Consider the following 23,573-nt stretch of genomic DNA (forward strand, 5'->3'; position numbering starts at 1 on the left):
CATCTAAAATTTACCAATAATTCCCTCTACTAGTCTCACATTTTAAAAAAATCATGTGAAATTCTCACTTTATCGTATGTTTGTCCAAACTCATTCATATGTATGAAATTAAGTAAAGTTTTCAATAGGCAGTGAAACTTCTCTTATCTCAAAATGCAAGAAAAACCAAAAAAGAAAAATAAGAAATAACTGATGAATGTTTTATTGTCTCACCTTACTCTCAAAGTCTAGGTAACAAATCAATCAGCTCATAATATAAGAAAGAGGGATTACATGGATAATCAGCAATGGAAAGTAGCTAAAAAAATTGCTGCTACGTATATAGGAACTGTCGTTGGAGCTGGCTTTGCAACAGGAAGAGAAATCGTTGAGTTTTTTACAATTCATGGCACATATGGAACAATCGGCATTTTAGTAAGCGGCATTTTCTTTATTTGGTTAGGTACAAAAATGATGCTGCTTTCTTCACAAATCAATGCATTTTCTGCTCAAGAATTTAATAAATATTTATTTGGTGATATCTTTGGGAACGTTGTAAATATTTTATTACTTCTCGTATTATTTGGTGTAACAAGCGTCATGCTTTCTGGAGCTGGAGCGGTATTTGAAGAACAACTTCGTCTCCCAAGACAACTTGGAATCCTTATAACAATACTTGCTTGTGTGATAATTGGCAGTCGAGGATTACAAGGGGTATTCGAAGTCAATTCACTCGTCGTACCAATTATGATGATGTTTATCGTGGGGCTATCCATTACAACACTCTTTCATGATGTACCTTCCTTTTTCAACATGACACCTTCTGAAAATTGGAATATCAAATGGATTACAAGTCCAATTACATATGTCGCACTCAATCTCTCCCTCGCTCAAAGTGTACTTGTACCGTTAGCAAGTGAAGTAAAGGACCAAAAAGCCATTAAATGGGGTGGTATGTTAGGCGGGGCTGGTCTTTGTTTAATTTTATTATGTAGTCACCTCGCCATTTTAACTGTCGAGCAATTTTATCAATATAATATTCCAATGGCAGAAGTTGTACGTCGCTTCAATGCTACTTTTCATTTCTTTTTTGTATTAATTATTTTTGGAGAAGTATTTACAACACTCGTCGGTAACATATTTGGTATGACTAAACAACTTCAATCTATCACCGGTTGGAAAAGTAACATCATTATTTATTTCATCTTACTGATTAGTTATTGTTTTAGTTATATCGGTTATAGTGAATTACTTCATATATTATATCCTGTGATTGGGTGGATTAACTTGATTTTCCTTCCAATTATTGCATTCAAGCAACAGCAAAATACATAAAGTGAAACTCCCTTGCTAAGAATGAGTTGAACGAATTGGATCTTTATCAAACTAAAACAAAAAGCACGTGAATCATCTTATTCACGCGCTTTTTTCATACACCTTAAATCTTTCAATTTATATTAATAACTCTTCAGCCATTTGTGATAACGTTCCAGCTCCTGCAGCATTCAATGCTGATAAATTCGTTGAATCTGTAATATTTTGAATCACTTCTAATATCATCGTCAATTTACGTTGACTTATTATCTAATAATCTGATCAGATTCTGCAACTGACTGATCATACTTTCCGACTCATACTTTGTAAATTCTATATAAATACAAATTAAAAAACCGACATAAAAGCCCCTTTTTTGAGGGGCGAGTGCCTGTCATGTTTTGTTCTACACAGCCGCGACTTATATGTTGATAAATCAAAATGGATTTATCAACATATAATTTTTAGATATATATAATAAAATTTTTAAATATAAAAACACCAAGAACTATTTTCTGTATAAAACGATTATTCCCGCAATTAAGATTCCTCTTCCACTATATAATGACTTGAACCAATTGAGTACATACTCACTGTTATCCAAACTTATTTTCTTTGAATTCTTCAAAATCTTACCGAAGAAATCTCTTACTGACTGCGAATGGTAAAATAAAAAATATCCGTTAGTAACTGGATGTTTTTTACTCACAATCTTCACACACTTCCCAATACAATCCCATTTCAACTGCCAGAAACGGTTTTAACTGTAATCGAATCATGCGGCTTGGCATACGATCTAGTACAAATTGAAGGCTTTCTTCTTCTTCTTTTCTAATATCCATCTTTTGGACAGCAATACGTTGAATCGTTGTTATCGCCTGACCATCTTTATATAAAACAAGACAAATTTCATCGTCATCATTAAAAAACAATTCTATACTTGTACCTATTAATGGGATTGTGTTTGTTATAAAATACGCACCTTTTTCTTCTTGAATATAATACTTCCATCCGCGTGTTCCGTCTTCTTGTGGAAGAACTTTAAAAAATGATGTAATCTCCTCGTGCAGCATAAAATAACCCCTCTCTTATCTCTTGCTCAATATACCCTAAGTACATTTATTGTACCATAAACGACTATAACAGCTGTATTTCCCTGCTCAAAACTGTATATTACCTCTTATTCATTTATAGGGTAACTAAAAACGAAAAGCGTGTGAATCATTTGATCCACACGCTTTTTTATTATACTTTAACTCTTGCAATTAACACTTTTAATCATGCCTTTAGAGTTTTTTTATTTTTTCTGTCGCATTTGTTTTGTGACACTTTTCCATTTATTACGCTCTGCACGGGCTAAAAGAGCATCTTGCTTTCTCATCGCATAAGCAATTTCTTTTTGTAGTTTTTTATAATTAAACAACCGAGCTTCCTCCAATGTTCCCTCATCAATCGCGGCGCGAATTGCACAACCAGGCTCATTTTCATGTTGACAATCTCGAAAGCGACATTTTTGAGCAGCTTCTTCAATATCAGAAAAGGCTGCGTGCATTGCACCGCTTCCTTCCCAAAGCTGGAGCTCTCTCATTCCCGGTGTATCAATAACAAGTGCACCAGTTGGTAATTGGAACAATTCTCGATGTGTTGTTGTATGCTTTCCTTTACTATCACTCTCACGAATTCCGCCTGTTTTGGCCACTTCATTTCCCATTAAAGCGTTCAGTAACGTGGATTTCCCTGCCCCCGAAGAGCCAATAAGCGCAATTGTTTTTCCTGGTTGTAAAAATTGTTGCAATCGTTCTATTCCTGTTTGATGCAAACTATTAACTGCAAAAATAGGCACTCCAATTGCAATCGTCTCTGTTTCCATTATTTTTTGCTCTATATTTGTACATAAATCACTCTTTGTTAAAATAACGACAGGCATCGCTCCGCTCTCATATGCTAACAATAAATAGCGCTCAATTCGCCTCACATTAAAATCAGCATTTAAAGCATTAACTAAAAAGAGATAATCTACATTTGCTGCGACAATTTGTTCCACCGTTTTCTCTCCAGCTACTTTTCTAGAGAAAGAACTTTTTCTTGTAAGTACAGTATGAATCATTGCTTTCTTTTCTTCTGGAAATTTCGTTATACTTACCCAATCACCTACTGCAGGATAATCACCCTTTTCCAATGCTTCATAACGAAATTTCCCTGTTAGCTCAGCTACATATTCACCATCTTCGCATATAACCCGATACATATGTTTATGCTCTAACAAAACACGTCCTACTTCATATTGCTCCGATAATTGCTCTTCAAAATGTGTATCCCATCCAAATTCCACTAAATAATTACGATTCAATCTCGAATCCTCCCTAAAATGTTTACTGGGGAAGGATATAACGATTCTTTATAAAGCTTCGTCCGTTCCTTCCTTATTTGTATTAACCGTGTAAATTTTATAAACAATCGACATAATACATCACTCCGTTCTTATTAGATTTAATTATATTATATGAAATTTCAAATAAAATTTCCACCACTTATAACAGAATTATCAGATTAAAAAGCCTATATAACAAAAACAAACTTTCTCAATCTATACACATAAAATTTAAAAAGGAGTAAACACGCCAAAAACAGAATGATATTTACTAAAAGGAGTGGGTTTGATGGATATGTATTCGTGGCTAACTGCTCTTCTCGTTGGTGGAATTACCGGTTTTGTTGCCCATCTTATCAATCATCAAGGCAAATTATTGCTTCCACGCCGATTAAAAACGTTTTTCCATCTTGGCTTTTTAGCTGATATCATCACTGGTAGCCTCGCTGCCTTACTTGGCCTTGTTTTATTTGATGCGACAACTATAAAAGAAATCATTAAAGTTGCAATCGTTACTGCTATTTCTGGCCAAACATTTTTACTTCATCAAGCGCTTGGAGGAGAACAAGCAAAGAATACGCAAATGAATAAAGCAAATGAAAAAATACAAGAAATTGACAAATTATTAAAGCGTTAATATGTACTACAATTTGCAATTTACTGATATAATGAAAAATAAAAATGCTGAATGAAAGCGTCTGTCAGAAGAGAGGGTGTTTCGTATGGCAAACAAAAAAATAGAAGATTTCTTAACAGACTCTGAAAAAGAGGAGCTGATAGAAAACTACAAATGTTTACGAGAAGCCCGCACAAAGCGAGAAGCAAACTATTTTGGCGAAGCAGTAAACGATTTGTTAGATAAAGCAAAACAACGTATTATTAAAGAAGCCGGTATTAAAGATGAAAATGCTGCAACAATCCATCCAAAGCGAAAAGCACTGTTTTAATATATACATGAAAACAGTGCTTTTTCCTTTCAATTTACATAGTGTATGTATGTTTTTTATATACATTATGAAACTATTCTTTGTTTTGTTTCAGATTCTATATCTTTTATAATTCCAGCCCGTTTAAACGTGAATAGAGAAAAGATATACATGCTAGCTGTAAACATCCCGATAGCAGAAAAATTGTGAAATATAACATATAAAAAACCCGCTAAGGCTGCCCCAATCATTTGTCCAATATACATTGATGAATTAGTCAGCGCGGCAATAGTACCTCTTGCTGACTGTGATAATGATTGTAATGCACTCATCATAATAGTAAACAAAATACCTGTTATGAAAAATATAATAAAGAAGAGCACCTCTATAAGTAACACATATTTTAATTGAGGCAATATCAAATACAAAACAGCAAGCACAATTATCCCCCCATATAACAAGCGGATCTTACCAAACTTATTGACAAGTTTAACGCCAAACAAATTGCCTGTTAAATTCCCAAATCCCAATATAAGCATAGCGCTTCCAATTTCATTTACTTCTAATTGAAATTGATCTGATAACCATTTTCCTAAAAATGAGAAAGCTGCAAAGTTACCCGTTTGAAATAAGAAATAAGCAAAAAATGACGGTACTGTTTTTGATTTATGTAATAACTCGTTATAACGACTAAAAACTGTTTGTTTTTGAGATTCTTGTTGTAACGGTCGTAAATGAGGCAGTATAAAATATATGAGTATTCCCAATATAGCGGAACAAATTCCAATTACAAAAAACGGAGTAGAATAATGGACAGATGCAAGATAAGCTCCGATAGGTAATCCCAACATTTGTGACAAAGATAATCCAGCTGTAACAATTCCTATACATTTCATAATATGCTGAGGTGATACAAGGAGCGGGATAGACGCCCATACTTGCGGTGATACAAACGCTGCACTAACGCCAGCTAAAAAACGAAAGGTAATCATCCACCAAAAGGTAGGAGCTATACCACATAAAAACGTACTAATTGAAAAAAATATCATTCCACCTAGTATAACCCGCTTTCTATCTATACCATCAGAAATGGGACCAGCAATTAACGCAAATAGAGCATATCCTAATGCGTATGCACTTACCATCCAACCTGATATTTCCGTAGAGACATTATATAACTCTTGCATTGTGGGTAAGAGGGGTGAAATTAAAAATGTATCTGTTCCTATCATAAACATGATCATAAAAAATAAAAATATCGTTTTCTTCACCATAAACACCCTTTCTATATAAATCCATTTTAATTTTCGACATATAAGTCTCTGCTATGTAGCATACAATATGCCCTGTATAGCTTACTCCCTTAGTTTTAACCTTGCATGTGTCAGGAAAAGGCCCTGACCGCTTCTATACACGGCCAGATGCTCTCGTCCTTCCATAAAAGAAAGGGGGTTTTCTTCATCCCCCACTGATTATTAGCCCTCACCAATCGGGCTTTTACGGGCAGTTTATCTCCCACCTAACTTCTTACAGAAAAGCGGAAGCGGCTCGCTCAGAATCGCAGGACGCCCACGAATAGCGGGATAAAAACAACACATGCAGCTTTTCTCTTATTCCTCTTCTAAAATAGATTGAATCGTTTGCAAATCACTCTCAAGTAAAGTAACTCGATTTATTTCCACATTTTCTCTTATTTGCTCTACTTGTTTTCCTCCTGGAATGACAGCATCAATCCCGTCTTGTGCAAGCAACCAAGCTAACGCTAAATTTGGCATAGTCGTACTTCTCTCAGTTGCAAATTTCTTTAGTTTTTCTACCTTCACAAAATTCTTCTTATATACATCCTCTTCAAATAAAGAAATACTTCTTCTCCAGTCTCCTTCACTCAATTGCAAATTTTTTGGATATTTACCACCTAAAATTCCAAAAGCAAGAGGTCCATATGGAATAAATGAAATATTTTGTTCAATACAATACGGAATTAATTCTTTTTCCGCAGTCCGATCTAACATGTTATATGGCGATTGCAAAACAGCAATATCCCCATGCTGATTCGCTTCTTTTAACTGCTTAATATTAACATTTGAAATACCTATCGCTCGTATCTTTCCTTCTTCTTTTAATCGTACTAGTTCCCCCACTGACTCTGAAAATGGAGTTGTTGGATCTGAAAAGTGCAAATAATATAAATCTATATAATCTGTCTGTAACCGTTGTAAACTATGTTCTACAGCTGTTCTTATGTAACTAGGTTTATTGTTTATACGAGTAGTATCTCCTAATAACTTTTGAACCCCACCTTTCGTAGCAAGTACAATATCTTTTCGTTTTCTTCGTAACACCTCTCCTACCAACTCTTCTGAACGCCCAAATCCGTATACATCTGCCGTATCAAAAAAGGTAACTCCTCGACATAAAGCTTCTTCTATCATTTTCGTTCCTTCTGCCTCATCAATATTTGAGTATAAGTTATAGCCACCAACCGCATTTGTTCCAAAACCAATTTGTGAAACTTCCAATTTTGCCTTCTGTAAGGTTACTAATTTCATTTTTCTATCCCCTTTATATTTCTATTGTTCCAATATATTCGAACAATAGAAATATATCATGATATATGTTATAGTGCAAATAGAAAATAAACTACGTTATGAAAAGCAGGTGGAAAAATGCGAACTCTATATCATCCAAATCGTGAGGAAATTCGACTCTCCTCCGTATTATATGCACTTAGCGATCAAATCCGATTAAAGATTGTAAACGACTTACTGACATGCGGTGAACAGTCTTGCGGGGCTTTAAACATCCCTATCGCAAAATCCACACTCTCTCATCACTTTAAAGTATTGCGAGAGTCTGGTGTTATGTATACGAGAATCGAAGGAACACAGCGTTTCATCTCCATTAGGGCAGAAGACCTAAACAAGAGATTTCCAGGATTATTAGACGCTATTTTACAAGCGACAGAACCTTATTAATAACTAAAAAGAGCATCTTCATAAAGATGCTCTTTTTAGTTATTAATATGAAAATGTAATTGTTAGCAAAGAATATCCATTTTGCGCCTGGTAAGGAGCTACCTGATATGACACTCGCTTTGCTCCTTTTGGCCAAGCAACTTCATTCAGTACTTTTTTTACATCATTCATCGTGTTATCGATTGTTTGATGGTAACGAAGTTCTACCTTCTCTTGTTTCGTTGTAAATTTTTGCTGTAATTTTTGTTTTAACTGGTTATAATTTTCAGCTCCAAATTCTGCCGCTAAATAAACAAGATTTGTATCTTTTAAGATTTGTTGATAAATAGGAGCTTTCTTATTTCCTGCTTTAATTTTATTTGTTAACTCATTATAATAGCTTGTATTTGCAGCTGGATATTTACTACGGTCCCATTGATGATCTTTATTCATTTGCTCATCGGACAAGTTAAAATAAGAATACGTAACACGTCCTTGTTTATCCGGAACTGGATCATCAAATGTCGTATCGAGGTGATACCATTTTCCATCAATATTCACAAGGTTCCATGCGTGAGGCTGTCCATTCCCAGTTCCTGTTACAATATGAGATTGAATTCCCGCTTCTTTTAATAACTGATAAGTTAATAGCGCATATCCTTGACAAACTGCCGAGTGTTTTGCTAGCGCTTCGTATGCAGTGTAAGCGTGCAGTGATGTATCATATGAAGTATTTTTCACTACATAGTCATGAATGGCTTTTACTTTTTCATTTTGATCCATTCCAGCTGTAATTATTGAATTTACAATTGATTTTGCTTGCTTCATCACATACTGTGATTGTTCCTTCGTTTCTCGGTATGATATATTCAATGTAAATGAATAGTTCCCTGGTACACCGCGAATCGAAAACTTTGTACCGCTTACATTGTATTTTAAATATTCATCCTTTTCCAATGTTTGATTATAAGCTTGCACCAGTGTATTTAAAACTTCATTTATGTTTGAATTCTTTGTCTTATAAACAATGGTAATGTTTGTTTCATGATTATTTAAGTGCTGTTGTAATTCTTGTTGAAATGCCGCAATCAGTTTTGCATCGCTCACAGAATTATTATCTGCTGCTTGTTTTGTAGCAGCATATGAGACTGAAGGCATATGAAGAGTTCCACTTATAATAGACGAACAAAGTGCTATAGTTGATAAACATTTTACAGATTTCTTCATTTCATCACATCCTAGTAATATAAAATAATTTAAAAATGTATTTCTTACATATAAAAATATATCTGAATTCTATCAAAAAAGAAAATACATTTTTTATATTTTAACGTATTTTCGAAAGAAATTCACATGAAAATAATGCTAGACAATCCGAATCCTTTGGCATCACCTAAAAATGAATGTGCTTAATTAACTCGATATAATTGAAGAAGCAATTTCCGTTCCCACGTGAAACTGCTTCTTCAATTTATAAACTTTGTAAAATACAACAAGCGTTTTCAAAACGACGTTGCTTTATATCTTCATTTGCAATACAGAAATATAACATTCCCATATCTCCCCACATCATGTTCAAATGTTGCTCATCAGAATCTACTTGAAATAATAATGTCATCTCACTATGATGCACATTCATATATTCTTGTGCTTCTTCAAACACTTCTGTTTGAACGGAAAATGGTGTGCCAAAAATTTGATGATTGTCATAGTGATCCGGTATTAATTCTTCCAATAATTGCAAGAAACGATCTGAATCATCTTCGTTTTCAATAAACAACTCAGGAAGTTTTTGCACCTTTTCAAATGTAATTCTACACTGAGAATATTGCCCTTTCATTTGATGTGTTTTTTGTAACTCCTCTATTGTTCCATCATAATATAAAACACGCCAGCCTTCTTTTACGTTCGAATTTCCATACACTTCATAAAAATCTTCCTGCTCATCATCAGCAAAATAAAAGAAATATAACATGCCCTTTTCAGGCAAATCATTTTTTATACCTACAGCTTGAATTTCAGCTAAATTAAACTGGGCAACAAAGCGAAGAGGGCGCCCTTTATAAGTGGGATATGCCAACTCTGCTGGTAAATCAGGTGATCCACCCATTTTTGAACATCCTATCGGCAATATCTCTTCTTGTGTTGGCACTACTTTTATACATTCAAATGCCGCCATTAACAATTCATCCTTTATATGATTTAAGTGATACTTTTCAATTAATTCTTCAATATGTTTCATCATACAAATTCCTTCCTCTACATGATTATCTACATCATATCATGAAATTTGATAAAGCTTCTTTCGTTTTTTCTTGATTTCTACCTGTACTGCCCATTATAAAAAAGGGCTTGTTCATTATAATCGGAATGTCTTTCGACCACATAATATACAGTGTTCCTACAAACATGCAAACTTTTCATCCTTTGTAAGACATCCTCAAAATTCCCACTTTGTTTATCCAAAATTTTTATAGTAAGGAGGAAATAAATATGGGTTATGGATATGGCGGTTGTGGATATGGTTACGGTTGCGGAGGCGGTTGCGGATTTGGCGGCTTTGCTTTATTAATCGTTTTATTTATCCTTCTTATCATCATCGGAGCGAGCTGCACTGGTAGCTTTTTCTGCTAAGTAATCTTTAACAACTATTGTAAAAAAGCACGTGCTTGTCGTGCTTTTTTATTTTCTTTAACTAAATAAATAATAAATTGAAAGGAACTGCAATTATGAAAATAGATGGTGTTTTTGAAGGTGGCGGAGTTCGAGGAATTGCACATGTTGGAGCAATTTGTGCATTAGAAGAACATGGTTATGAGTGGGAGCGAGTCGCTGGTACATCAGCCGGTGCTATTATAGCCGCACTGCTCGCATGCGGTTATACAGGAAAAGAATTGAGAACAATTATAAATGATGCTAATTATCCAAACTTCATAACAAAAACATGTTTGGATAAAATCCCCCTTATCGGAAAAGGAGTAAATGTATGGTTCAAAATGGGAATATATAAAAATGATTTTATAGAACAATGGTTGAAGGATTTATTATCCCAAAAAGGAGTTTATTGTTTTAGCGACTTACCTAACCCAGGCAGCTTAAAAATTATTGCTTCTGATATCAGCAATGGAAAAATGGTTATTTTCCCAGATGACTTACCTCATTATGGATTTCCTAATAAAAAATTTTCTATTGCAGAAGCAGTAAGAATGAGCGGGACGATTCCTTTCTTTTTTCAACCTGTAAAATGGAAAACTCCTAAGTGGAAGAACCCTTGCTATATGCTTGACGGAGGTATTCTCAGTAATTATCCGATATGGATTTTCGACGCACCAAACATTCCACGCTGGCCTACCTTTGGATTTCATTTTGTGAAAGACGAAATTCAAGCTGAACCTGTGCATTATGAAGAACCTATTTCTATGTTTAAAGGGCTATTTAAAACAATGATGCAAGCCCACGATTTACGCTATCTCAATACAGAAACAAGGGCACGCACAATTAAAATCCCTACTGGGAATATTACGAGTACCAACTTCAATTTAAGTAATGAAGAAAAAGAATGGCTCTATCATTCTGGCTACCAAGCAGCTAAAAAATTTCTAAACTCTTGGAATTTTCAGCAGTATATACGTCAATATCGTGGCGGACCACCTCGTGCTACATACAGCCAACCTACTAATTATGATAAGCAATAAAATAAAACTATATATATCCACTTTCCCTGCTTTCATTCTTTGCGCAATCGGTATACTGTTTCTTCCAACTCCACATCCTAAATCCAATGCAGTAACGCTTTGTTGGTCTTGAAATACATTCATCATCTCAATAACACCCGAAACTGGCTTATATAACCATGACCCTTCTTCAAATAATTTATAATTAGAATAGCAATGTTCGTGATACTCTTTTTCTTTCTGTCTTATATGTTGAATCCGGCTCATTTCTTTTCAGCTCCTTTCTTATGTAACACGTATACACTTTCGCATAAAAATACAGAATTCCCTCCTTGACTCCAACTATACTGTATACAATATAGTTAAAGTAAATACAAAAAAAGACAGTAGCCACATTGGCTACCATCCTTTTACGGATATTGCAATCCCTCTGCTTCTTCCTCCGTAATAATTATATAACGCTCTCCCGTTCTTAACCCTAACAGTTCTGCTTTTTCAATTGCTTCTTGTTTTGTTTCTGCATAAGCAGCTAAATATTTTGTTCCATTTATCACTTGGCAAATTACATAGCGTTTCATTTTCATTCTCCTTTTAAACTACTCTTTCGTATTTATTGTTTTATTTCTTGTATAATTCGTGCAAGCTTTTCAATTCCTTTTTCAATATCGTGCAGTGATGCATAAGAGTAAGAAATTCGCAAATGTTGTTCAGCGTGCCGATCATACAAATTGCCTGGATTCAGTAAAATACCTTCTTGTAATGCTTTATAAAATAGTTTTTGCATAGAAAATCTCAAATTTATATGTAACCAGATGTAAAAACCACCTTCTGGTATATTCCACGTTGCAATATGCGCAAAATGTTTTTCCAATGCATGTAATGCAATATCTCTACGCATTTGTAACTGTCGCCGGATACGATGTAAATGTTCTTCGTACAATCCGCTTAAAAACCAATGAGCAGCAACTTGTTGTGACACAGAACTTGATCCATAATCTGTTTGCATTTTAATATCTGCTAATCGATTAATAACAGCCTCTGGTCCTACAATCCAGCCAATTCTCAATCCTGGACTAATTGTCTTAGACATACTTCCAATGTAAAGTACACTCCCACTTCTATCATATGCCTTTAATGGCTTTGAAGATGGAGATCCGAACCACAAATCTTGATACACTCCATCTTCTACTATAGGTAGACCAATTTCATTACAAGTTTCTACAACACCCTTTCTTCTCTCATGATTCATCAAAGTCCCAGTTGGATTATGAAAAGAAGGAATAGTATAAAGAAGTGAGCTATCAAATTGCTTTGTATATTTTGAGATAAGTGTTGGTTGTATTCCATCTTGATCCATCGGAATACCAATTAAACGCATCCCTGCTGACTGAAAAATATTAAGTGAATATAAGTAAGAAGGTTTTTCTACTAGAATTGTTGCTCCTTTTTGTAATAGCCCCATAGAAATTAACTGTAAAGCCTGAATGCCTCCTGAAACAACTAAAATAGATGAGGTTGATGCCTGTATTCCTAACGTTTGTAAATACTTGGCTAGTTGCTCACGTAGTAAAATATCTCCTTTTGGTTCTTCATACCCTAATGGTATACACTGTTTCGAAAGAATACTCATAATATGTTTGGTCTTCTCTTGTGGCAAAAGCTCTGGCGAAAGTTCGCCTGTCCCTAAGCGAATGATATTCGGATCAAACTCGGCCTGGTTAATCTCTCGAATTATAGGTAAATTAGGATAATGCATTCCGGTATCAACATACGAATTCCAATTCAACGGTGCCGAAGAAGTTAATAGCCCCCATGTGTTATTTATTACTCTCGTTCCTTGTCTTCCTTTTCCTTCAATTAATCCTTGAGCAGCTAATTCATCTAATGCAGTAACAATTGTACTTCTGTTAACTTTAAAGGCATCAGCTAACGTTCGTTGAGACGGTAATTTCGTACCGATTGTCCACTCTCCATTTGCAATTTTCTCTTTTATATAATCTTCAATTTGCTTATATAAAGGAATTGGAGACAAAGTATTGGGTTTCCAATCAAGCTGTTCCATAATATCACTCCAATTTTATTTCTACAATTACAGTATATACTTTGGTTGGGTCATCATCCATCCATATGGATGGATACAATTGATATTTCGCTTTATATACTAGACACCAATAAGTAATTATTACACCAAAAAACGCTTTTACATAGGAGGTGAAAAAATGAGTGAAGCATTTCTTCATGGCATCATTCTTGCATTTGGACTTATTATACCTTTAGGTGTACAAAATGTGTTTGTTTTTAATCAAGGTGCCAGTCAATCTACATTATTTAAAGCTGCTCCAGTTGTTATAACGGCGGCAATCTGTGACACTATTTTAATTTTGGTTGCTGTACAAGGCGTATCTCTTGTACTATTAACATTTTCCTGGTTAACAACTGCACTCTACACAATTGGATTTTTCTTTCTTCTTTACATGGGATGGGCAATATGGAAAAGTGAACCTACCGCGTCCCAAAATGAAGAACAAACAATTTCAATAAAAAAACAAATTGTATTTGCAGCTTCTGTCTCTTTATTAAATCCACATGCTATTTTAGATACGATTGGAGTGATTGGAACAAATTCCATTCAATATATAGGAACTGAAAAATGGGCATTTACCTTCGCAACAATTTTCGTTTCTTGGCTATGGTTTATTGGATTAGCGATTGCTGGACGGATACTAGGGAAAGTTGATGCATCCGGAAAACGAATACAACTATTAAATAAAATTTCTGGTGTGATTATTTGGGGTGTTGCATTTTATATGTTGGTGAAACTATTCACTTAATTACATTCGACTATTAAACGTATCATTAGATAGCTAAGAAACACTCTTTACGATGTAAAGAGTGTTTCTTAGCTATCCTTTTAACCGAATAGTAAATAAGAAAAAGGCTGGCAAAAAGCCAACCTTTTTCTTATTTATTAGATTCTGATTTCTTAGCAATCCCAAGATGATCATTCAATTGTTTTGATATTTCTTTTACATTTTGCTCATCTGGTTGATAATAATAAATACCATTCATACGTTTGTCTGTACCTTGTACTTGTATTTTTTCTAACTTCAAGTCTGTTCCTGCCATATTTTTTGTAATTGCCAACATATCATTGAATGTTAAATTTGTTTTCAAGTTTCGATCCACTGCATCTAATAATGAACTAAGCTTTGTAATTGAATTCATTGATGTTGCTTTTTTAATAATTGTTTCCATTACAAGTTGCTGTCTTTGCCCACGCATTGCATCGCTATCAATTTTCCGCGTTCTCGCCAACGCAAGCGCTTGTTCTCCATTTAAATGTTGGTATCCTTTTTCAAGATGGATGGCACCAGCTTGGTCTTTACTATCTTGTTCCGTAAAAGTAACCGGCACATCAATATCAATTCCACCAAGTGAATCCACTATTTTAATGAACGATTCAAAATTAAATTTCACATAATAATCAACAGGTACATTTAAAAAACGTTCAACCGTATCACGTGTACTTTCCACACCGCCAAATACGTGCGCATGTGTAATTTTATCTAATTTCTTTCGTGACGGTATATATACGCGCGCATCACGAGGAATGCTCACTAACTTTACCGATTTATCATTTTTATTAATCGTTGCCAATAACAACGCATCTGTACGAACCGCTTCACCATATTGACTTTTTCTTTGCTCACTTTCATCAACGCCCATAATTAAAATAGAAATATTATCTTTTAAAGGAGCCACCTCTGTATCACGTTTATCAGATTTATTTATTTCTGCATAAGAATTACTTACAACCGCTTTTGCTTTACTATATATAAAGGAACTGTAGCTTATTCCTCCAATGACGAGAAATAGAACAGGAATGATCAAAAACAATAAAAAACCTCTTTTTTTAGAGCGCTTCTTTTTCTTTTCACTTCTACTTGTTGCTTCCATGTCCGTTTTCATTTCACTTCCTCCTTTCAAAACATCTCCTATTAGTTTAATTGAAATGTAACATCCTTTGTATCGAATTACATTTCATCAACCTTACATTTTTGTAAGAATTCATAATGTGCGAATCATAGCTTTTCGCTACAGAAAAAATAACATCGCTTTGTGACAAAATGATGACAACGAAATTTTAACACAAATATTTTTTGAAATCCCAAGTAATCTTTCTCTTATTTGGCATAATTTTCAATAATATTTTATGAAATCATTAGAAACAAATTACATTTTGATTATACAGACAAAAAAATCTAGCCCTCAAACATTTGAGGGCTAGATTTTTTAACTCGCTTTAAAGCCGCCACCTAATACGTCTCGTACATCATGAATCACAACAAATGCATTTTGATCTTTTCGACCTACAACTTGTTTTAATTGAACGAGCTCTTGTTTATTAATAACAACATATAACACTTCCTTATTATTTCCTGTGTAACCACCTCGTCCTTCTAATACTGTTACACCGCGTGTCATATTTTGCATAATGGATTCTCTAATCATATCTGGATTGTTTGAAATAATAGTCACTGCTGTTTTTGTATTTAATCCTTCCACAATAAAATCAATAACCTTTGCACCGATAAAAACTGCTACAAGTGTATACATCGCCTTCTCTTGTCCAATAATAAATACTGAGCCAGCAATAACAACGATATCGATAATTAGTACACCTTTCCCAACACTCCAGCCTAAATATTGATTTGCTAACCTAGCTATGATAGCTGAACCGCCTGATGTACCACCTGCACGAAACATACACCCTAAACCAACACCAACAAAACTCCCAGCAAAAAGAGCTGCTAATAATGTATCGTGATTTACCGGAGTTGCCACACCTTCTGTAATATATAAAAAGAAAGATGTAGATATAATACCAAGAATTGTATATACCATCGTTTTCTTATCAAAAAATTTATAACCAATTGCAAGTAAAATAGCATTCATTATAAAATTTACAGCACCAGGAGACCAGTCAAACAAATAGTAAGTAATTACCGTAAGACCGATAATTCCTCCTTCTGATAATCGGTTTGGAATAGCAAAAAAGTTAATTCCAATTGCAAATAATAACGACCCAATTACAACAAGTATAATCTCTTTCATACGTTCATTCATTACGTTTTCCTCCCGTCTTTTCCTATATGTATCTTTCGTTCTAATCTCTATACACCTTAGGAAATCAAATTGTCTCTCTCCATTTCTCTGCATGTTTCTCTATCATTTCTATTAGCGTCTCCATCGCTGGTGTCAACCATTTATTTTTATGATACGCCAATTCAGTTGTAACAAAATCCTCACTGTACATCCACGGCAAAGCAATTAACTTTCCACGCTCAATTTCTTCTTTAACTGTAATAAACGGTAAATACGATAACCCTAGCCCGCACATAACCGTTTGTTTAATTGCCTCTATACTCCAAAAATGAATACGTGAACAACTAATCCCTTCTTCTTTTATCCACCTTTCTAGTAAGTCTCGATAACTCCCCGGCTCAGTAAGCAATAACATTTCTCCTTCTAAATCAGCAGGAGTAACATTTTTCCGCTTCGTTAACGGATGCCCCGGCGGAGCAACAAGCACAATTGTTTCTCTAACAAGCGAACGAGTGACAATATCTACACCTAGTTTTTCAGGATTTGTAAATAAAGCAAAATCAAATTTCCCTGACTTTAATTCATTATGCAACTCCTGACTCTCTGATGGCTGTAAAATGATATGGACTTGCGGATACTTCCTTTTAAATTCATATAAAATAACAGGTAATCGATATATCATTAAAGACTCATTTGCTCCAATACGTATCGTTCCTGACGGTTCACCGTTCATTTGAGATGATTCCAACGCCTCATTTGATAATGCCAATATTTTTTGCGCGTAAGAAAGCATATGCTCTCCTACCTCAGTTAAAACTACCTTTTTACCGAGGCGATCAAACAACGGACTTCCAATTTCTTCTTCCAAGGATTGAATATGATTTGTGATTGTTGATTGTGTATACCCGAGTCTTTCTCCGGCTCGTGTAAATCCTCCACTCTCTGCTACAATAATAAAAGTTTTCAAATGACGCAGCTCCATAATAATGCCTCCTGTTGTACAATCGTTATTTCATCCTCAATAGCATGAATTACGGTTTATGTATGTATAAAGATTACAAGATTCTCGTATCATCAATTTATTGTTATAACTACATTTCCATCATAACGAAAAATGATATTAGAAGGTATATGAAGTGAAACCTTTTCTGAAACATTCATGAAGCTAACTATTCTCATAGAAATAGTTAGCTTCATGAGTAAACTTTATACATTCTTAATCTTTCACGCCTAAATTAAATACGATTGATTTCAAATGTAAGCTGCCAATTTAAATAACTGGCCATTCTCAAATTACATACAGCATATAAAGAAAATAGATAACAGTCCTATACACTCACCTAATCACCATTATATATTTATAACAAAAATAAATAAAATGAATTATTTTAATAGAAATCATTTAAAAAAATGATGGGTATATAAATACAAATTGAAAAACCGACATAATAACCCCTTTCTTTTTAGGTGGACAAGAGCATCTGGCCATGCATAGCAGTGACTTATATGTTGAAAAATTAAAATGAACTTATATAGATTGAATTAAAATAGGATTCTACTTCTCTTCACTATATAATGCATGTTTTCATACAATGTTACAAAACAGAATCTGTATAAAGTGAAACTTTAATCAGTGGGGGTTTTCTTCATCCCCCACTGATTATCAGCTCTCACCAATCGGGCTTTTACGGGCAGTTTATCTCCCACCTAACTTCTTAAGAAAGGCGGAAGCGGCTCGCTCAGAATCGCAGGACGTTGGAGCACCCGACAGAGAGGCGCTTTCTGCCTCGTCCGAGGGGGCGAAACGACCGGAGATTCTAGCCGCTAGAGCTGGACAACAAAGAAATGTGGAAGTGGCTCGTCCAGAATGTGAGGGGGATGGAGCTTCTGACGTAGAGGTGTTTTTTACCTCGCAGGAAGAAGCGAAGCCACCGAACATTCTAGCCACTGAAACTGGACAATGCTTTCGCTGAATTTTGAGATGGGAGTATTACTGCCCGTTAATGCGGGATAAAATTATTACAAATACTAGAAAGACTGCTATGTCCATGTTGAGAAGCTATCTTTACAAACCACACAATCATCTGGTATTATTACCTGGTACTTAAAATTAACTATAATCAATCTATTAAACACGAAAAACAAATGAACTAAGCTCACAGAAATTTTTTCTTACGTCCTGTTTTTAAATACAAATCCCATAGAAAATGGGTCGTATCATAAAATAGATTTGTTATTCTTCATTTTGAAATATGATATTCTAGAAAATCCTATTATTTCATTGTTTCAAGCATAATCTGTTGCCTAAACTTACTAGTGATAACAACTTTCTAGTAGAACATATTTTCTTTTTCTACCATAGACTTGAAAGGGGCATACTTTTGCAAACAAAAAAAGATTTTAAGAAAAAAACGATTATATTCATTCATGGATTAGTTGGAAATCGTCGCGCATTTAAAAAAGAGTGTAAACTATTTTCCTCATCTTATAACATCATCACGTATGACTTACTTGGTCATGGCGATGACAAAGGACAAGCCATTGACTTTTCTTTAAATCAATTAGTCGGGCAATTGTCAGATTTATATGAAAAAGAAGGAATTCAGCAAGCTCACATTTGCGCCCTAAGCTATGGATGCTATATTGCCACTATATTTGCTCATAAGTATCCTGAAAAAGTATTGAGCCTTTGTCATATTGGCGGTCATTACAATAACCCATCTATTTTGTTTAATGTCTTTCAAAAGTTTTGGGAGAAACGAAATAATGAATACTCTTCTTGGCTTTATCAGTATGCAAGTACTATATTTCCAAGTGGCATACTAAAAGCCAATCCATTTGCAATTGTTTCCAAAAATATTTACTATCGATTTGGGTTACAATTACACTCATCTATTATTCGAGAGTCACTACGGCATCGTTTGGAATTCGATTTAAAATCTCGATTACGAGAACTTACACAACCCATTTTATGGGTAATGGGAGAACATGATCATCTCTATAAATCTTGTTTATTTGATTTAAAATCCATTCTTCCAAATGTTTCATATAAAGAAATCCCCTTAGCTGGTCATGCTGCAAATATCTTTCGACCAAATTATTTTTACGATTTATATTCTCAGTTTTTACGAGACACATCATCATAATATAAAGTGAAACTTTAATCAGTGGGGGTTTTCTTCATCCCCCACTGATTATTAGTTGAACCAATCGGGCTTTTACGGGCAGTTTATCTCCCACCTAACTTCTTTGCTTTCGCTGAATTTTGAGGTGGGAGTATTACTGCCCGTTAATGCGGGATAAAATTATCTTTTATTTAATAAAGAGAGTCGCATACTAACGCGACTCTCTTCTCATATGTAAACTATATTTAAGTGCAACCACACTTTTCCATACACATCTAATCCATATATTTTTAAAGTTCATTTTATGTTGTTTTTTCAATTTGTATACATATAGAGATATGTTAAACAGATAAAGTTCTACACATCCAAGTGAGATCAAGTGAAAAAATTATCAATTTGCTATTACTCTACTTTTTAATACTCTTCACTATAAGCGAAGAATATACCTCTGCTCCTGCTTTCGTCAAATGAACCCCATCTGGTTCAAAGTATTCTTGCTTCCCAGCACTAGCTGAATACCAATCAACTAGCGTAACATTTGAGAATTTTGACGCTATTTCTTCTAACTTTTTATTAACCAATGATTCCCATGGACGCGGCACTCTTGTATTAATCAATACAACTTTACGTTCATTACCTATTAATTGGATTAGTGATGTTATTTGCTCAGTAGTAAACGCTCCATTTGTACCCAATCCAATAATAACACACGCCCCTAAGGTACCCTCTTTTTTCATTCTGTCTACCGCAGCGGTCGCTTCAGACATTTGCCTTCCAATTTTCGCATCAATCCTAATATTAGGAAAAGTATTTTTTAAATTGGGAGAGACATCAATCATAATTGAATCTCCAATAGCTGTAATCGGCGCAGATTCTTTAGACCCCTTAGAATTAACTTCTTCTTTGTTTTGTGATGGTTTATCAGCCGGTTCTTCCCAAGCTACCTCTGGATGTTTAGGCTGATCTTTTTGCTGTGTTTGTATCGCCTCTACTTTATTTTTAGGGTTTTCTTTTGCTTTGCCTGCTGTCGATAAACCAAAACTAGCTGTCATAGTAACCAATATTGCAAACGCTAAAGCTAACTTACCGCCTAACGCTAAGTTTCTTATTTCTAAGTTACGTAAACGAATATTCCTCAATGCGCCTTGGCGAATTGGATTTTCGATAAACTTCCATGAAATTTGCGCAATAAACAAAATAAGAAAAAATTGGAAAATAGCCCTCGTAAGCTGAAATTCTCCTGTACTTACTTGCGGACTTGTTAATGTGATGATCGGATAATGCCAAAGGTATATCCCATAAGATCGAACTCCAATCCAGCGCAAAGGTCTAAACCTTAAAAACACACTAACACGGCTAGCTGGATGAGCAAGGTTCGCTACTAATAATGCAGTAGCAATCGATAAAAGGAACATTCCTCCGCGGTATAGGAATGGATCATATTGATTCGTCTTCCAAAACATAACGAGAATAATAAGAAGAGAAATCCCTCCAATTATATCCAGAACGAGACGAGCTGGTGGGATAATTTTATTAGCTAATCTACTGCTCGGCCAAATGAAAGCAAGTGCTGCACCAATCAGTAAGGCAAACGCCCTTGTATCGGTACCATAATACACTCTGCTTGGATCAGCGCCTGGTACATATATCATTGCCATCGCGACAGCTGAAGCAATCGCTCCGAGAAAAATAAATAAAGTCAGACGTGATTGTTTTTTTATATAAGTAAGCCCTAAACTAATAATAAGCGGCCAGACCACATAGAACTGTTCTTCAACAGCTAACGACCAAAAATGATTTAGTGGAGAAAGTTTACCGAAGCTATCAAAATATGATAATTTGTGATAAATATACCACCAGTTACTAAAATAAAATAAAGCTGCTACCGAATCTCCACGCATTTTTCCAAGTAATGAACTATGGAAAATTGTAATCCACGCTAAAGTTATAACAAGCATGACAAGCATTCCTGGAAGCAATCTCCTTGCCCGGCGCAACCAGAAATTCTTCAAGTCGATTCTCCTGTTTTCCTTCCACTCAACAACAAGAATATCCGTAATTAAATAACCCGAAAGTACAAAAAACACAGTAACACCTAAAAATCCTCCAGGTATCCAGTTAAAATTGATATGATACAAAATAACACCTAGTATGGCTAGGCCCCTTAGACTGTCTAATCCAACCATATAACGACTATTTTTCTTTAATGGTGTGGGCATTCATAGTCACCCCCATCTTTCTCTAAAAACTATGTAAATATTTACACTATGAAATTCTACCAATTTACACCTAACAAGTATAAACGAAATTCAAAATAAAAGTTACAAAAATAGTACATTGTCATAACAAACATACTTATTTTGTATAAAAATGCACACAATACATAAAATTTTACCATATCATCCATTATTATAACATTGTTTTATGCAAATGAAATTAAATACTTCATTACATTTCCCTTACCGAAAATGAAGTGAAAAAAGAATGTAATATCGTATTAGACTCTGTGAATAACCCCTAACAAATAAAGTGAAACTTCCATCAGTGGGGGTTTTTTTCATCCCCCACTGATGGTTAGTTGAACCAATCGGGCTTTTACGGGCAGTTATCCCCCACCTATCTTCTTCGCTTCTCTCTATCTTAAGGTGGGGGTCTTACTGCCCACGAATAGCGGGATAAAAATAGCCTACGTGATTTAGACTATTGTTGTATTAACAACGCCTTACCGATTTATTTCACTATACTTCTTTTTTTCTATTAAAATAGATTGCAATCCAATTGCAACTACTAATATACCATCTGCAAAATATCGTAAATTTAAAGGCGCTATTTCCTTTTTATTTTTAATTTTATTTCATTTTTATATTTCACCAGAATCCTAATGAACTATGAAATTGAACAGATTATTAAGTAAGTTGGGTTCAATTGAAAAAGAGTCTAATTATTCACGAAGCGAATTTCCTTATTAAAGAAAAACTCCCACTTGTTGGTTCTTAATTAAGAACATATAATTAGGATGAATTTAATTGAAAATAAAATATATTGAAAAATAAAGGGAGAGAGCTATGATTGAAAGTATATATAAAGAAAAAATATCAGTTATTATTCCCATTTACAATGTAGAGGATTATCTTGAAAGATGTTTACATACAGTGTGTGGACAGGTATATAAAAATCTTGAAATTATTCTTATTGACGATGGATCAACAGATAATTGCTTGCAGATTTGTAAGGAATTTGCAAGTAAAGATGACAGGATTAAAGTTATCCACCAAAGCAATCAAGGTGTAAGTTCGGCAAGGAATATGGGCCTTGATGTAGCAACAGGTAATTATATTGCATTTCCTGACTCTGACGATTATATTCACCCTGAAATGTATGAACGTTTATATTCCTTACTGAAAAAGTATAATGCAGATATGTCAGCTTGCTTTAGTAGAGGGTGTTGGGACAGTAATTATGCCGAACCTCCAAGAGATGATATTGAACTCAGAGTTTATGATAAAGTCGGTGCAATCAAGACAGTATTTGATCCAAAATATGAAATAAATGGAGTGGGAGTTGTTGTTTCTAACAAACTGTATAAGAAAAGTTTATTTAATAATCTTCGTTTCAACACTCAATATAGACGTGCGGAAGATGAACAAATTATTTGTTTTTTGTTGAAAAGGGTCAATAAATACGTGATTACTGATGAAAGGTTATATTACTATTTCAATCGTCCAGACAGCGTACTTCATAGCAAATCAACCGAAGTTCAGCATATCAAAGAACATTTGGATATGCTGAATATATACGTCGAGAGACTAGCATTATTTAGAGAGGACGAGTTTAATGATATTTATAATATCTGTTTTCTTAATATGATGAATTTGACTATTACAGCTTTTTTTAATATGAATGACAATAAAATAAAAAAATCACTAGTCAAAAGCTATCGCTATCAATTCAATGAATTTAGGAAAAGAATCTTCAGTGAATTAACTGTAAAAGACAAAATTCGCTTTTTTACATTCAGAATCTTCCCACAAATGTATGTATTGATACTCTTTGCTTCGAGAAAAAATCATTAGAGTAACGTTTGACATTATAAAAACTGTGATTGCTATTCTTACTCAAGATAA

General features: G+C 34.4%; 21 protein-coding genes. 9 read left to right on the forward strand and 12 right to left on the reverse strand.

What is annotated here, in order from left to right; translation table 11 throughout:
• The first annotated feature begins 273 nt into the window (after positions 1–273).
• Positions 274–1,314, forward strand: coding sequence for a YkvI family membrane protein (locus MR076_RS12115; RefSeq protein ID WP_242220850.1), 1,041 nt, complete (start codon positions 274–276; stop codon positions 1,312–1,314).
• 680 nt (positions 1,315–1,994) lie between these two features.
• Here MR076_RS12115 and MR076_RS12120 read toward each other — a convergent pair.
• Positions 1,995–2,366, reverse strand: coding sequence for a DUF3979 family protein (locus MR076_RS12120; RefSeq protein WP_242220852.1), 372 nt, complete (start codon positions 2,364–2,366; stop codon positions 1,995–1,997).
• 224 nt (positions 2,367–2,590) lie between these two features.
• Complete coding sequence (gene rsgA, locus MR076_RS12125) at positions 2,591–3,643, reverse strand: ribosome small subunit-dependent GTPase A (RefSeq protein ID WP_242220853.1); 1,053 nt, start codon at positions 3,641–3,643, stop codon at positions 2,591–2,593.
• 310 nt (positions 3,644–3,953) lie between these two features.
• Here rsgA and MR076_RS12130 point away from each other — a divergent pair, with 310 nt between their 5' ends.
• Both MR076_RS12130 and MR076_RS12135 read left to right on the forward strand, forming a co-directional pair.
• Positions 3,954–4,301: a DUF4257 domain-containing protein gene (locus tag MR076_RS12130; RefSeq protein WP_242220855.1), complete on the forward strand. Its 348-nt coding sequence runs from the start codon at positions 3,954–3,956 to the stop codon at positions 4,299–4,301.
• Positions 4,302–4,386: 85 nt separating this feature from the next.
• Complete coding sequence (locus MR076_RS12135; protein WP_242220857.1) at positions 4,387–4,611, forward strand: hypothetical protein; 225 nt, start codon at positions 4,387–4,389, stop codon at positions 4,609–4,611.
• A 65-nt stretch (positions 4,612–4,676) separates the two neighbouring features.
• On the opposite strand, the gene MR076_RS12140 is transcribed toward MR076_RS12135, so the two are convergent.
• Positions 4,677–5,861: an MFS transporter gene (locus tag MR076_RS12140; protein ID WP_242220859.1), complete on the reverse strand. Its 1,185-nt coding sequence runs from the start codon at positions 5,859–5,861 to the stop codon at positions 4,677–4,679.
• 339 nt (positions 5,862–6,200) lie between these two features.
• Positions 6,201–7,139, reverse strand: a complete 939-nt coding sequence (locus tag MR076_RS12145; protein WP_242220861.1) for an aldo/keto reductase — start codon at positions 7,137–7,139, stop codon at positions 6,201–6,203.
• A 117-nt stretch (positions 7,140–7,256) separates the two neighbouring features.
• On the opposite strand from MR076_RS12145, the gene MR076_RS12150 reads away from it, so the two are divergent.
• The gene (locus tag MR076_RS12150; protein WP_242220863.1) at positions 7,257–7,565 is read left to right on the forward strand and encodes an ArsR/SmtB family transcription factor; all 309 of its coding nucleotides are present in this window, start codon (positions 7,257–7,259) and stop codon (positions 7,563–7,565) included.
• A gap of 42 nt (positions 7,566–7,607) precedes the next feature.
• Here the strand turns inward: MR076_RS12150 and MR076_RS12155 are convergent, their stop codons facing one another.
• The gene (locus MR076_RS12155; RefSeq protein ID WP_242220865.1) at positions 7,608–8,771 is read right to left on the reverse strand and encodes a transglutaminase domain-containing protein; all 1,164 of its coding nucleotides are present in this window, start codon (positions 8,769–8,771) and stop codon (positions 7,608–7,610) included.
• 244 nt (positions 8,772–9,015) lie between these two features.
• A complete protein-coding gene (locus tag MR076_RS12160; protein ID WP_242220867.1) occupies positions 9,016–9,789 on the reverse strand; it encodes a YwqG family protein in 774 nt (257 codons plus the stop codon).
• A gap of 248 nt (positions 9,790–10,037) precedes the next feature.
• On the opposite strand from MR076_RS12160, the gene yjcZ reads away from it, so the two are divergent.
• Together yjcZ and MR076_RS12170 are read left to right on the forward strand one after the other, a co-directional pair.
• Positions 10,038–10,178 carry a sporulation protein YjcZ gene (gene yjcZ, locus MR076_RS12165; protein WP_242220869.1) on the forward strand — a complete coding sequence of 47 codons (141 nt, stop codon included), beginning with the start codon at positions 10,038–10,040 and terminating at the stop codon, positions 10,176–10,178.
• A gap of 95 nt (positions 10,179–10,273) precedes the next feature.
• Positions 10,274–11,239 (forward strand): patatin-like phospholipase family protein, encoded by a 966-nt coding sequence (locus MR076_RS12170; protein ID WP_242220871.1) that lies wholly within the window; start codon positions 10,274–10,276, stop codon positions 11,237–11,239.
• Between the two features lie 389 nt (positions 11,240–11,628).
• On the opposite strand, the gene MR076_RS12180 is transcribed toward MR076_RS12170, so the two are convergent.
• The gene (locus MR076_RS12180; protein WP_242220873.1) at positions 11,629–11,796 is read right to left on the reverse strand and encodes a DUF3933 family protein; all 168 of its coding nucleotides are present in this window, start codon (positions 11,794–11,796) and stop codon (positions 11,629–11,631) included.
• Between the two features lie 32 nt (positions 11,797–11,828).
• Complete coding sequence (locus MR076_RS12185; RefSeq protein WP_242220874.1) at positions 11,829–13,280, reverse strand: aminotransferase-like domain-containing protein; 1,452 nt, start codon at positions 13,278–13,280, stop codon at positions 11,829–11,831.
• A gap of 157 nt (positions 13,281–13,437) precedes the next feature.
• Here MR076_RS12185 and MR076_RS12190 point away from each other — a divergent pair, with 157 nt between their 5' ends.
• Positions 13,438–14,049 carry a LysE/ArgO family amino acid transporter gene (locus MR076_RS12190; protein WP_242220876.1) on the forward strand — a complete coding sequence of 204 codons (612 nt, stop codon included), beginning with the start codon at positions 13,438–13,440 and terminating at the stop codon, positions 14,047–14,049.
• 130 nt (positions 14,050–14,179) lie between these two features.
• On the opposite strand, the gene MR076_RS12195 is transcribed toward MR076_RS12190, so the two are convergent.
• From MR076_RS12195 to MR076_RS12205, 3 genes are all read right to left on the reverse strand, one after another.
• Positions 14,180–15,175 carry an LCP family protein gene (locus MR076_RS12195; RefSeq protein WP_472927085.1) on the reverse strand — a complete coding sequence of 332 codons (996 nt, stop codon included), beginning with the start codon at positions 15,173–15,175 and terminating at the stop codon, positions 14,180–14,182.
• A gap of 336 nt (positions 15,176–15,511) precedes the next feature.
• Positions 15,512–16,345 (reverse strand): YitT family protein, encoded by an 834-nt coding sequence (locus MR076_RS12200; RefSeq protein WP_242220879.1) that lies wholly within the window; start codon positions 16,343–16,345, stop codon positions 15,512–15,514.
• Between the two features lie 64 nt (positions 16,346–16,409).
• Positions 16,410–17,306 carry a LysR family transcriptional regulator gene (locus MR076_RS12205; RefSeq protein ID WP_242220881.1) on the reverse strand — a complete coding sequence of 299 codons (897 nt, stop codon included), beginning with the start codon at positions 17,304–17,306 and terminating at the stop codon, positions 16,410–16,412.
• Positions 17,307–18,705: 1,399 nt separating this feature from the next.
• Between MR076_RS12205 and MR076_RS12210 the strand changes: the two genes are divergently transcribed.
• Positions 18,706–19,470 (forward strand): alpha/beta fold hydrolase, encoded by a 765-nt coding sequence (locus MR076_RS12210; protein ID WP_242220883.1) that lies wholly within the window; start codon positions 18,706–18,708, stop codon positions 19,468–19,470.
• A gap of 386 nt (positions 19,471–19,856) precedes the next feature.
• Here the strand turns inward: MR076_RS12210 and MR076_RS12215 are convergent, their stop codons facing one another.
• The gene (locus MR076_RS12215) at positions 19,857–21,668 is read right to left on the reverse strand and encodes an acyltransferase family protein (RefSeq protein ID WP_242220885.1); all 1,812 of its coding nucleotides are present in this window, start codon (positions 21,666–21,668) and stop codon (positions 19,857–19,859) included.
• An 846-nt stretch (positions 21,669–22,514) separates the two neighbouring features.
• On the opposite strand from MR076_RS12215, the gene MR076_RS12220 reads away from it, so the two are divergent.
• Entirely contained in the window at positions 22,515–23,522 is a 1,008-nt protein-coding gene (locus MR076_RS12220; protein ID WP_242220887.1) for a glycosyltransferase family 2 protein, read from the forward strand.
• The last annotated feature ends 51 nt before the right edge of the window (positions 23,523–23,573 follow it).

Origin of the sequence: Bacillus cereus group sp. BfR-BA-01380 (assembly GCF_022663535.1) — a bacterium.
Lineage (GTDB): Bacteria > Bacillota > Bacilli > Bacillales > Bacillaceae_G > Bacillus_A > Bacillus_A cereus_BB.

Bases quoted from the DNA above. Each gene is read 5' to 3' on its own strand.
- MR076_RS12220 (WP_242220887.1), top strand. From the start codon at position 22,515: ATGATTGAAAGTATATATAAAGAAAAAATATCAGTTATTATTCCCATT.
- MR076_RS12160 (WP_242220867.1), bottom strand. From the start codon at position 9,789: ATGATGAAACATATTGAAGAATTAATTGAAAAGTATCACTTAAATCAT.
- MR076_RS12200 (WP_242220879.1), bottom strand. From the start codon at position 16,345: ATGAATGAACGTATGAAAGAGATTATACTTGTTGTAATTGGGTCGTTA.
- MR076_RS12130 (WP_242220855.1), top strand. From the start codon at position 3,954: ATGGATATGTATTCGTGGCTAACTGCTCTTCTCGTTGGTGGAATTACC.
- MR076_RS12215 (WP_242220885.1), bottom strand. From the start codon at position 21,668: ATGCCCACACCATTAAAGAAAAATAGTCGTTATATGGTTGGATTAGAC.
- MR076_RS12195 (WP_472927085.1), bottom strand. From the start codon at position 15,175: ATGGAAGCAACAAGTAGAAGTGAAAAGAAAAAGAAGCGCTCTAAAAAA.
- MR076_RS12190 (WP_242220876.1), top strand. From the start codon at position 13,438: ATGAGTGAAGCATTTCTTCATGGCATCATTCTTGCATTTGGACTTATT.
- MR076_RS12145 (WP_242220861.1), bottom strand. From the start codon at position 7,139: ATGAAATTAGTAACCTTACAGAAGGCAAAATTGGAAGTTTCACAAATT.
- MR076_RS12120 (WP_242220852.1), bottom strand. From the start codon at position 2,366: ATGCTGCACGAGGAGATTACATCATTTTTTAAAGTTCTTCCACAAGAA.
- MR076_RS12170 (WP_242220871.1), top strand. From the start codon at position 10,274: ATGAAAATAGATGGTGTTTTTGAAGGTGGCGGAGTTCGAGGAATTGCA.
- yjcZ (WP_242220869.1), top strand. From the start codon at position 10,038: ATGGGTTATGGATATGGCGGTTGTGGATATGGTTACGGTTGCGGAGGC.
- MR076_RS12180 (WP_242220873.1), bottom strand. From the start codon at position 11,796: ATGAAACGCTATGTAATTTGCCAAGTGATAAATGGAACAAAATATTTA.
- MR076_RS12185 (WP_242220874.1), bottom strand. From the start codon at position 13,280: ATGGAACAGCTTGATTGGAAACCCAATACTTTGTCTCCAATTCCTTTA.
- MR076_RS12135 (WP_242220857.1), top strand. From the start codon at position 4,387: ATGGCAAACAAAAAAATAGAAGATTTCTTAACAGACTCTGAAAAAGAG.
- MR076_RS12155 (WP_242220865.1), bottom strand. From the start codon at position 8,771: ATGAAGAAATCTGTAAAATGTTTATCAACTATAGCACTTTGTTCGTCT.
- MR076_RS12150 (WP_242220863.1), top strand. From the start codon at position 7,257: ATGCGAACTCTATATCATCCAAATCGTGAGGAAATTCGACTCTCCTCC.
- MR076_RS12205 (WP_242220881.1), bottom strand. From the start codon at position 17,306: ATGGAGCTGCGTCATTTGAAAACTTTTATTATTGTAGCAGAGAGTGGA.
- MR076_RS12115 (WP_242220850.1), top strand. From the start codon at position 274: ATGGATAATCAGCAATGGAAAGTAGCTAAAAAAATTGCTGCTACGTAT.